Annotated in this window: 9 protein-coding genes; 2 read left to right on the top strand and 7 right to left on the bottom strand. The window is 51.0% G+C overall.

Annotation, left to right across the window (positions count from 1 at the left end; genetic code table 11):
- The 3 genes from K0A93_11605 to K0A93_11595 all read right to left on the bottom strand — a co-directional run.
- Positions 1-1,296, bottom strand: a 1,296-nt coding sequence (locus tag K0A93_11605; protein MBW6512735.1) for an O-antigen ligase family protein, incomplete at its 3' end; no start/stop codon positions are given.
- Positions 1,297-1,391: 95 nt separating this feature from the next.
- Positions 1,392-1,790, bottom strand: a complete 399-nt coding sequence (locus tag K0A93_11600; protein MBW6512734.1) for a hypothetical protein — start codon at positions 1,788-1,790, stop codon at positions 1,392-1,394.
- Positions 1,791-1,826: 36 nt separating this feature from the next.
- Positions 1,827-2,039 carry a prepilin-type N-terminal cleavage/methylation domain-containing protein gene (locus K0A93_11595; protein MBW6512733.1) on the bottom strand — a complete coding sequence of 71 codons (213 nt, stop codon included), beginning with the start codon at positions 2,037-2,039 and terminating at the stop codon, positions 1,827-1,829.
- 670 nt (positions 2,040-2,709) lie between these two features.
- On the opposite strand from K0A93_11595, the gene K0A93_11590 reads away from it, so the two are divergent.
- Positions 2,710-2,988 carry a hypothetical protein gene (locus tag K0A93_11590; protein ID MBW6512732.1) on the top strand — a complete coding sequence of 93 codons (279 nt, stop codon included), beginning with the start codon at positions 2,710-2,712 and terminating at the stop codon, positions 2,986-2,988.
- Positions 2,985-3,323 (top strand): hypothetical protein, encoded by a 339-nt coding sequence (locus K0A93_11585; protein MBW6512731.1) that lies wholly within the window; start codon positions 2,985-2,987, stop codon positions 3,321-3,323. The genes K0A93_11590 and K0A93_11585 overlap by 4 nt, the downstream gene beginning before the upstream one ends.
- A gap of 316 nt (positions 3,324-3,639) precedes the next feature.
- On the opposite strand, the gene K0A93_11580 is transcribed toward K0A93_11585, so the two are convergent.
- From K0A93_11580 to K0A93_11565, 4 genes are all read right to left on the bottom strand, one after another.
- Complete coding sequence (locus tag K0A93_11580) at positions 3,640-5,028, bottom strand: sigma-54 dependent transcriptional regulator (protein MBW6512730.1); 1,389 nt, start codon at positions 5,026-5,028, stop codon at positions 3,640-3,642.
- Between the two features lie 179 nt (positions 5,029-5,207).
- Entirely contained in the window at positions 5,208-6,824 is a 1,617-nt protein-coding gene (locus K0A93_11575) for a PAS domain S-box protein (protein ID MBW6512729.1), read from the bottom strand.
- Positions 6,825-6,833: 9 nt separating this feature from the next.
- On the bottom strand, positions 6,834-8,051 hold the full coding sequence (locus tag K0A93_11570) for a type II secretion system F family protein (GenBank protein ID MBW6512728.1): 1,218 nt from the start codon (positions 8,049-8,051) through the stop codon (positions 6,834-6,836).
- Between the two features lie 11 nt (positions 8,052-8,062).
- Positions 8,063-9,172, bottom strand: a complete 1,110-nt coding sequence (locus K0A93_11565; protein MBW6512727.1) for a type IV pilus twitching motility protein PilT — start codon at positions 9,170-9,172, stop codon at positions 8,063-8,065.
- Positions 9,173-9,262 lie beyond the last annotated feature (90 nt).

Genomic DNA, 9,262 nt, shown 5'->3' with positions numbered 1-9,262 from the left:
GGTGACAAAAAGAAGGAGCAGGGCAGGATGTCGCAACGGCCACGAAAATTGGGACTGAATCAGGAAAGGCACCAGAAACAGGTGGCTGTAGAGGAAAAGTGGCCTATCAATATGTGCTGGCCTGATGCAATATGTCCAGATCTTTTTGAAAAAAAAGAAAAGAAAAAACAGTACCAGTCCAAAAAGAAAAATGCCTCCCTCGGCCAGCAGTTGTAAATATTCGTTATGTGCCCAGAAAGTTGACTTCATCGCCTCAAAATTGACAAATCCAAGCAAGTCGTGCGAGGCCGGGCCATAGCCGTTCATAAGAAAACGATAGTTATCCAGACCAACGCCCAGCCACGGGTGATCAAGAAAAATCAGGATCGCGCTGGTCCAGAAAACAAACCGGCCATCAGGGTTGATACCTGTATTTGAAAGTGAGCGCGTCGCTACAAATTCCTCAACACCTGTAGTAAATGTCAGACGGGAGAGAACAAAAGCCACACAGAGACACCCAAGCAACCGAAAGAACTCTTTTCTCGAATCGCAATCATCAGCGAGATACCGCTTGCTGGCAACCAGCCAGAGAAGAAAGCAGATGAGCAGAAAAAGCGACAGCAACCCGCCCTTGGAACGAGTCAAAAAAAATACGCAGGCGACCGCCAGAAAAGGCAAAAAACGCAGAGATTCGAGGATCACAGACCGACACCGGGGGGCCAGTGAAGCATGCAAATAACGATAGAAATAGGCAAGCAGCGTTAAGGTCAAAAAAAGAGCAAAAAGGTTCGGCTGTCCATAAGGACCGCTGATTCGGCCCTCCCCATCCGGGGGAAGCAGGTAGGGAATCAAGGGGGCATGAGTCGGACCACAACTGTGATAGTAGACATATTCATAGAAACCGAGAAGCGCGCCCACTAACCCGAAGAATAATAAAAGATCAATGATCAAAAGAGGAAAGTCATGCCGCATTCCGGAAATATGGACAATAAGAAAAAACAGCAGGACATAAAGCAACAACACCGCTGTCATGAGTAACGCCCACGACTTGTTGAAAGCAAATGTTGAGCTTAAAAACACCAACACAAGTCCACCTGCCAGCCATAAGTGAACTTGCGAAATATTGACACAGGAGGTGCGGGTGATAGAGCTTCTGCTTACAACAAAAACAAAAAAAGCAACCAGAAAAACCAAAAATACCCTGCCACTCATCCCCCAAAAAGACGGATTGAGTAACTGCGCCAGAAACAACGTCGCAACGACAACAATAACAGGGAACGAAAACTTTTCGACTGGAGAACTCATGAACAGATCCACATACAGTTACGCAGAACGACTACTGATTCAGCCCCCTTAAAATTGAAAAGCCCTTCATAAAGAAGGGCTTTTCAATCAGATTTATAAACAATCTGTTACTGGGCGACCCAAGCACTAACCGGACCTGAAGGCCATGCGTCTTTAGACGCTTCAATAATAGGAATCGTCGTCAGAACAGTCGAGGTCGGCTCACCTGGCTTATATTGCGTCGTCATAATATTGGTCAGATTCTGGGCTGTGGCGTAACCTGCGTTGCCGCCGGAATGAACACTGGCCACAACATACCACTGTGCGGTAGCCGCAGTATCTCCCGGATTAACATAACGAACTTCAACGCCCTTGGAAAGACCGATTTCTTTCTTGACAGGTGTGCTCGTGCCGATATTAATTTTTCCTGCGCCCTGCACAGTCGTAATATCTTCTGCCAATGCACTCGACACGAAAAAGAGTGCGGAAACGATCATAAGACCAGTCACCAGTTTATTATTACGCATTTTTATTTCCTCCATTAGCTCATTAATTAGGTCAAATCAGTAGGGGTAGTAGTACTGATCGGTGTAGTAACCTTCGACCGTGGTCTTGATCGTCTTCAGGTCACTCTGGGCAGCCGAGTTGAACGCTTTCTGCCGGTAGGATGCGAACTGCGGGATGGCAATCGCCGCGAGGATACCGATGATCGCGACAACGATCAGCAGCTCGATCAGGGTAAAACCCTTTTCATTCTTTCTGAACTTTTTCAACATGTTAAAGCTCCTTTCGTTAATGAACAACAACCCGACGGCATTGAATGTTTAAATTTTTGCGCCGGCACACTGGTTTTAAGTTCGTTGCATACACGTTCGATATATTAGCAAGCAACATACCAAATTGCAAGTGACTCCATACGATCAAAAGCAAAAGATCTTTCTCACCACGAAGGCACGAAGAACACGAAGAAAAATCGTTTATAATCAGATGGTTGTCTTTGTGGACGGGTGATTTTTTTGACCTGCATGGAAGAGTCTTTTAAATATTGCAGCCCCACCCTCCCCCGCTAGCGTGGAAACGTGAGACAAAATTTGTCACTTTTGAAACACAAAACGTCACAATTCACTCCGCCTCCTCTTCCCGATCCAGATCAAACTTTTTGATACATTCATTGAACTGTAACTATTCACCTGCCCGTCCAAGGGGCGTCATCCACGAGTGATCCTGTCGGGGATCCTGACGTTCAACCTTGAAAACCCTGGATTCCGGCTGAAATCTTGCCGAAATGACGCGCGATTTTTCGCGGCTAAAAGCCGCTCCCACAAAAGAGCTGAACAGTCACCAAATAACTTACATAGCTTCCCTGCGTCCCCCGTCCCCCTGACTGAACTTGACTTGTATGCTAGCAACTGCTAGCATACTGAAAAACACGAAAGGGGTACAGTTATGACCAGGCAACTTAATTTAAGGGTGGATGATAAATTTGCCGAGAGGCTGGAAGCTCTATCAAAAAAAATCGGCAGACCGATGGGAGCCGTGCTTGAGGCGATTGGCGCTCCGGCAATTGAAGCAGCCGAGGCTGATATTCAGTTTGAAGCAGAAGCACTTGCGGCATGGGAAGAGTATGAGTTAACGGGCGTTTGTGAGTCTGCTGCAAAGATTGATGCCCGGTTCGATCATGCTTTAGCTCGGGCTAAGGCTGTTATGGAGAAGAAAAGAGGATGACCCGGGAGGTTGTCGCCACACCTTTGTTTGCTCGCCGATTGAAAGAATTTCTTGACGAGTATGCTGAATTGGGTGCGGTTCGTTTTGTGGAACGCTTGCAGCAAAGCTACCGGTCAATGGTAGAGAATATTTCCGCGTTTGACGAGATTGCCCCTGCACGACGAAGGTCGGTCCAAGGCAAAAAGATAACGGTGAGGGAATATGTGCTGGATGCCAGCGCCCGAAATTTCCTCGTTCTTTACTGGGTTCCACCTGACCCCGCGGAGCCAATACTTCTTTTAAATATCAGGATCGGTGGGCAAAATCGTTTTTGCTGGAAAGAAGAGCCTTATTGACCGCTCTAAAAGAAATGTTATTTATGCGCTGGCACGATTTTTCTCACCACAAAGAAAACGAAGAAAAACTGTAACTATTCTGCTCACCGTGAAAAAACTTTTGTAACTGTTCAGCACTTTTGTGGGAGCGGCTTTTAGCCGCGAAAAATCGCGCGCCATTCCGGCAGGGGTTTAGCCGGAATCCAGGGGTTTCAGGGTTGAACGTTGAGATCCCCGACAGGATCGCTCGGGGATGACGACCTTTGGGTGGACAGGTGAATCGTTACAAAAACTATTTATTATCATTTGTCAGCCTTGAAACACAAAACGTCACCATTCACTCCGCCTCCTCTTCCCGATCCAGATCAAACTTGGCCAGTCGGTAACGGATCGAGCGAAAGGTCATGCCGAGGCGTGCGGCGGCTTTTTTTCTGACCCCTCCTGTTTCCTGCAACGCGGCGAGAAGTAACGATTTTTCAACCTTGAGCAAGTAGGCGTCGAGATCAAAGCGGTCGGCAGGCAACTGGACCGCCACCTCCAAAGATGCACAGGGGCTTACTAACTCGACCGGCAGGCAGCTTTTCTCGATAACGTTCGTTTGCCCCAATACCAGGCAGCGCTCAACCACATTTTCCAGCTCACGGACATTCCCCGGCCAATGATAAGCGGTCAGGCAGCGCAAGGCGTCCTCTGCGACGACGACATCCTCAGTGTTTCTGCGCGCGCAAAAATATTTGATCAGTTGTGGAATATCCTCTTTTTTATCTCTTAACGGGGGCAGGCGCAGCTCAATGACATTGAGCCGATAATAAAGATCTTCACGAAAACGTCCGGCGGCAACCTCATCGGTCAGGTTCTTGTTGGTGGCGGTCAATAAACGGAAATCGAGCTTGACCGAGCGGCTGCCACCGACCCGGCGAACCTCGCTCTCTTGCAACACGCGCAACAGTTTGACCTGCATCAGTTGCGGCAGTTCGCCGATTTCGTCAAGGAACAGCGTGCCGCCTTGAGCCTCTTCCATCAACCCGGGTTTCTGCCGCTCGGCACCGGTAAACGCGCCTTTTTCGTAGCCGAACAGTTCACTTTCGAGTAAATTTTCAGGGATCGCGCCACAGTTCACGGCAATGAACGGGTTATTTTTTCGCGAACTCTGCTGGTGTATGGTCCGGGCAACGATTTCTTTGCCGGTGCCGCTCTCGCCGGTGATCAGCACTGACACCCGGTTGTCGGCTACCTTGTCAATCAGATCGTAAACCGCAAGCATCGCCTTGCTTTTGCCGACCAGGCCGGAAAACGACTGGAGTTTGTGCAACTCTTTTTTGAGCCGCACATTCTCCTGTTTGAGGGCTTTACGTTCGAGAGCGTTGCTGATGACCAGACGCAATTCATCGTTATCGCACGGTTTGACGATGTAGTCATAGGCGCCACGCTTCATCGCATCAACGGCGTCTTCGGTCGAGGAAAAAGCAGTCATCATCACCACGATCGTCTCCGGAGCTTCAGCTGTGACCACATCGAGCAGTTCAATGCCACTCATCCCCGGCATCTTGATGTCACTGAGAATCAAATCGAAGCTGCCGGAGCGCAGCACCTTCAACGCGGTTAGTGCGTCGGGTGCAGCCGTCACCTGATAGCCTTCGCGCTCGAGCATGATGGTCAAAAATTCTCTGAGACTGGAGTCGTCATCGACAACCAGCAGTTGAAAATTTTGTTTATCCTGAGTCATGGTGAACTCCACTTTGGCTGTCGATCAAAATTGATGCACTCGCAAAAAAAATTGGATGGCCAGGCAAAAATTTCGTCCTCCAAGGCCTGGTGGTTTTTCAGGGGCGAAGGCCTGCATCAGGCAGGTCGAGGTCCTGAAAAACCGGCGTAACGCCGGAGGGCGGAATTTTTGCGACGCCATCAAAATTCCATAATCATGCTGGTACCACCGCCGGGGCGATCAGCAACCGTGATCTGCCCATGATGTGCCTGCATGATGGTAAAAACAGTCGCCAGCCCCAGCCCGGTCCCGGCATCTTTGGTGGTAAAGAACGGCTCGAAGATGCGCTGTTTGAGTTCCGGGGGGACACCGGGGCCGTTATCTTCAACTCTGATCTGCGCCTTGCCGGGATCAAAGGTGATGGAAATGGTGCCGCGATAGTGCAACGCAGCCGCCGCATTGAGCAGCAAGTTCCACAGAGCCTGACAAACCTTCTCCTTATCCAGCGAAAACGATTCTTGAGAAACGGATGAACAGTCGATCTTAATCTCCTTGAAACGCTCGTCAGCATCGACCAGCAGCAACAGCGATTCGACAATCTGCTCGCCGCTAACCGCTGAACGCCGCAACGGGGAGGGCCGGGCGTAAACCAGAAAATCGGTGAGCAGCGTGTTAAGGCGGCGCACTTCACGCATCGTCAATGCCATCAGCCGCGTGTCCTTTTCCGGTATCGACCGATTTTCAAGGAGCAATTGAATCGTCCCGCTGATCGATGCCAGCGGGTTGCGGATCTCGTGGGCAAGCCCTGCCGCCAACTGCCCGACGGCGACCATCCGCGCCGATTGCTGGAGTCTTTCCTCCGAAAGTTTCAACTCGGTCAGATCCTGAAATGTGATAAGCAAACTTAAATGGCCTTCTCCCGGATGTTTGATGAGGGTCGAATTGTAACCCAGCCAGATTTCCTGACGACCTTTCGACAGTATCCGGCATTCGCCACGCTTAACCAGTTTAAACCCTCCGTCAAACGCCTCAAATTCGGGGAAAAGGTCGATCAAAAGCGTGTCGTAGACCTCTTTGAGCTGGTAACCGGTGATCCGTTCGGCGGCGGCATTTAACAGACGAATGCGCCCGGCGCTGTTAATCAGCATCAAGCCGCTGCTGATACTGTAAAGAATACTGCGGTTGAGCCGTTCGAGTTCCTTGTAGTCGATTACCTTTTTTTCAAGGGCACGTTCGCTGCGATTTAAACGGGAGACCAGGGCACCCCCCAGCAAGGCGGTGATGTAGTAGGCTGAAACGTTGAGGAACACCGCATAGACAACTTCGGACAACGGGATTGGACCGGCGGGCGGCACCTGCAAGAAGTCGAGGTAGCCGTAATATTGCAGATCCAGCATGCTCCCGTAAAGGATGGAGGCACCGGAGGCGCACAGCAGCAGTTCTCTGCGGTCGAGAAAAAAACTGTAGCTGACGATCAGCAGGATATAGGCGAACGAAAAAAAACTGTTTATCCCCCCGGAAAAATGGATAAGAAATGCGACGAAGACAATATCCCAGACAACTTGCAGCTGCACAAACAGCCTGAAACGACGGGTTCGTCGCAAAAAAACCGAGGAAAGCAGGGCGTGAATGAAGGAAAAAAGGGCCAACCCATAGAGCGGGAAAAGGTGCGGCGAGGTCCAGAGAAGACCTTCCCGGAAATAAAACAGGAAAGTCCCCCCTAAAAAAATCAGAATGACGGTAATCCTGAACAGCAGCAGCCACTGAAACTGCCGGACGCGGGTCAAAGCTGCGTTCTGGTCTTGCTGTGCCGACATGCAGAAACCTTAACCGCCCGCGGCTCCGGCAAGTTTGAAAATCGGCAGATACATGGCGATAACCAGACCACCGACGGTTGTACCGAGAAAGGCCATGAGCATTGGCTCCATCATGGCCGTCAGGTTGCCGACGGCATCGTCGACCTCGTCATCATAGAAATCGGCAATTTTATTGAGCATGGTATCGATCGATCCGGACTGTTCACCGACGGCGATCATCTGACACACCATCGACGGGAAAACGCCGGTTTTGGTGAGCGGCTCGGAAATGGTCTTCCCTTCGCTGATGCTCTGCCGGACGACATAGATCGCTTTTTCCACAGTCTTGTTGCCGGCGGTTTTGGCGACAATTTCCAGGCCATCAAGGATCGGCACGCCACTGGAAATCATTGTCCCCAGGGTTCGGGTAAATTTGGCGACTGAAACCTTGCGGATCAGTTCACCAAAGACCGGGAGTTTAAGGAACCAGTCGTCCATGATCTCCCGCCCCTTTTTGGTGGCATAAATGCGTTTAACAAGGGTGATAAACGCGAAAACGGCGCCGATGATCACCAGAATATAACTGGTAATAAAGCGACTCATGGCGATGACGATCTGGGTCGGCATCGGCAATGAACCACCGAAATCCGCGAACATTTTTTCGAAGGCGGGGATAACAAAAACCATGATGACAATAATAACCAACGCCGCGATACCGATGATGGTAATCGGGTAGGTCATGGCGCTTTTGACCTGTTTCTTGAGTTTCTGCGCTTTTTCGATATACGCCGCCAGGCGGTTGAGAATGGTATCCAGAATACCGCCGACCTCGCCCGCGGCAATCAGGTTGACGTAGAGTTCATCAAAACCTTTGGGGTGTTTTTTCAGCGCATCGGCAAAGGTGGAGCCGGATTCAACATCTTCCTTGATCTGGGTCAGCATTTTCTTGAAGGTTTTATTCTCCTGCTGACTCGACAGAATATCCAGGCATTGCACCAGCGGCAAACCGGCATCGATCATGGTGCTGAACTGGCGGGTAAAGATGACAAGGTCGCGGGTGGTGACTTTGGGCTCAAAGCCGGGGATTTTGAGTTCAAAATCCAGCCCCTTGCCGCGTTCCTTGACGGCGGTGACCATCAACCCCTGGGCTTTCACCTGGGCACGGACAACATCCTCATTCGGCGCTTCAACCTCGCCCTTGTGAACTTTACCTTTTTTGTCTTTTGCTTCCCACGAATATTTGGGCATGGTTCCTCAAATCAACGCTTCGGTGGTGGCGGGGTGGCGTATCGCTTGATGTGCGCCGCCGGGTTGGCAATCATCTGTTTCAATTCGTCTATATCGCTGGAACGTGACATGGCCGTTTCGAGCGTAATCTGTTTTTGATGCAGCAACATGAAAAGTTGCTGATTCATCGTCTGCATCCCATATTTATCTTGTCCCATCTGCATCTGTGAATAGATCTGATGGATCTTGTCTTCGCGAATCAAGGCCCGGATCGCGACATTCGGCACCATGACTTCGAGCGCCAGCGCCCGCCCTCTGCCGCCAACCTTGGGCACCAGGGTTTGTGACAGGACCCCTTCGAGAACAAATGCAAGCTGGGTGCGCACCTGTTGCTGCTGATTGGTGGGGAAAACGTCAACCACCCGGTTGATGGTTTGTGCGCAAGAGTTGGTATGCAGGGTCGCAAAACACAGGTGTCCGGTTTCGGCAATGGTCAACGCCGCTTCGATCGTTTCCAGATCGCGCAACTCGCCAACCAGAACCACGTCGGGGTCCTGACGCAGAATCGCCTTCAATGCCCGCTTGAAAGAAACCGTATCCCCCCCCACTTCGCGCTGGTTGACCAGGCATTTTTTGTGCGGATGAATAAACTCGATAGGGTCTTCGATGGTGATGATGTGCTCGTGGCGCTCTGAATTGATCGCATCGATCATCGCCGCCAGGGTGGTCGATTTGCCACTCCCGGTCGGCCCGGTGACCAGTACCAGTCCCCGGGGCTTACTGGTAATCGCCTTGACCACCGGCGGCAAACCCAGATCGTCGAAGGTCAGGATTTTAAACGGAATCAGCCGGAACACCCCGCCGACCGCGCCGCGCTGGCGAAACAGATTCCCCCGAAACCGCGCCAATCCCTTGACACCGAAGGAGAAATCAAGTTCGTTCTCTTCTTCAAAGCGGCGCTTCTGATCATCGGTAAGGATACTGTAGCAGAGATTCTTGGTATCGTTGCCCGTCAGCGGCGGCAATTTGAGCGGGGTCATGTGACCGTCGATACGAATTTGCGGGGGAGACCCGGTGGTGATATGCAGGTCGGAAGACCCCTGTTCGACCATGGTTTTGAGCAATTGATGAATTGTCGCCATTTAATTTCAGCCTTATGTGATGGCGTCGCAAAAAGTCCGCCCTACTGCGTTACGCCGGTTTTTCAGGACCTCGACCTGCCTGATGCAGGC

The organism is Desulfuromonadaceae bacterium, from assembly GCA_019429445.1.
Classification (GTDB): domain Bacteria; phylum Desulfobacterota; class Desulfuromonadia; order Desulfuromonadales; family JAHYIW01; genus JAHYIW01.
This window is presented reverse-complemented; position numbering and strand designations above follow the sequence as displayed.

What these genes read in the sequence shown, in the direction of transcription:
- K0A93_11570 (MBW6512728.1), bottom strand. Translation starts at nt 8,051, where the DNA reads ATGCCCAAATATTCGTGGGAAGCAAAAGACAAAAAAGGTAAAGTTCAC.
- K0A93_11600 (MBW6512734.1), bottom strand. Translation starts at nt 1,790, where the DNA reads ATGCGTAATAATAAACTGGTGACTGGTCTTATGATCGTTTCCGCACTC.
- K0A93_11585 (MBW6512731.1), top strand. Translation starts at nt 2,985, where the DNA reads ATGACCCGGGAGGTTGTCGCCACACCTTTGTTTGCTCGCCGATTGAAA.
- K0A93_11580 (MBW6512730.1), bottom strand. Translation starts at nt 5,028, where the DNA reads ATGACTCAGGATAAACAAAATTTTCAACTGCTGGTTGTCGATGACGAC.
- K0A93_11595 (MBW6512733.1), bottom strand. Translation starts at nt 2,039, where the DNA reads ATGTTGAAAAAGTTCAGAAAGAATGAAAAGGGTTTTACCCTGATCGAG.
- K0A93_11575 (MBW6512729.1), bottom strand. Translation starts at nt 6,824, where the DNA reads ATGTCGGCACAGCAAGACCAGAACGCAGCTTTGACCCGCGTCCGGCAG.
- K0A93_11565 (MBW6512727.1), bottom strand. Translation starts at nt 9,172, where the DNA reads ATGGCGACAATTCATCAATTGCTCAAAACCATGGTCGAACAGGGGTCT.
- K0A93_11590 (MBW6512732.1), top strand. Translation starts at nt 2,710, where the DNA reads ATGACCAGGCAACTTAATTTAAGGGTGGATGATAAATTTGCCGAGAGG.